The organism is Veillonella sp. ZSJB6, assembly GCF_051549505.1.
GTDB lineage: Bacteria > Bacillota > Negativicutes > Veillonellales > Veillonellaceae > Veillonella.
The window spans coordinates 1-272 of sequence record NZ_JBPUGE010000051.1 but is presented as its reverse complement, the minus strand read 5'-3'; the positions used below and the strand labels follow the sequence as shown (position 1 = coordinate 272).

The 272-nt window shown below is 45.2% G+C and carries 1 protein-coding gene; it reads right to left on the bottom strand.

Annotated features, from left to right (window positions below):
* Window positions 1-272: hypothetical protein (locus ACSV5T_RS09855; RefSeq protein ID WP_438320995.1), on the bottom strand; the 272-nt coding region annotated here is incomplete at both ends.

Below are 272 nucleotides of genomic sequence, written 5' to 3'. Positions count from 1 at the left end.
TCCATTGTCTGGCGGTTGCTGAATCACACGCGTTGGATTTAGCGCATAATTACCATTTGCACCAACCAGCTTGTCCAATGCTGATTTGGCAAATGTCATACCGACACGAAAAGTACCAACGCTAAACGCATATTGCTGCTCTACCGCTCGTACATGGGTAAGGAGCATTGGACTTGCAGAACACCAAAAAACAAGCGGAAGCTCGCTATCTTTTATAACGGCCTGACTAAAAAAATTGATATCCTCACCATAAGTCAGCGCTGTGATAGGCA